Genomic DNA, 337 nt, shown 5'->3' on the forward strand with positions numbered 1-337 from the left:
CGAGCCCGAAGGTGTTGCTCTCCTCGACGGTGATGACGCCTTCCTTGCCGACCTTGTCCATCGCCTCGGCGATCATGGCGCCGATGGCCGGGTCACCGGCGGAGATGGAGGCGGCCGACGCGATCTGCTCCTTGGTCTCCACGTCCTTCGCGACGCTGGAGAGCTCCTCGGAGACACGCTCGACGGCGGCCTCGATGCCCTTCTTCAGGCCGATCGGGTTCGCGCCGGCGGCGACGTTGCGCAGGCCCTCGCGGACGAGCGCCTGGGCGAGGATCGTGGCGGTGGTGGTGCCGTCACCCGCGACGTCGTTGGTCTTCTTCGCGACTTCCTTGACGAG

The 337-nt window shown here is 68.5% G+C and carries 1 protein-coding gene; it reads right to left on the reverse strand.

The features are described from left to right. Positions 1–337: TCP-1/cpn60 chaperonin family protein (locus MXD62_RS10640; protein WP_285224033.1), on the reverse strand; the 337-nt coding region annotated here is incomplete at both ends.

Source organism: Frankia sp. Mgl5, from assembly GCF_023242985.1.
In the GTDB taxonomy this organism is placed as follows: Bacteria; Actinomycetota; Actinomycetes; order Frankiales; family Frankiaceae; genus Parafrankia; species Parafrankia soli.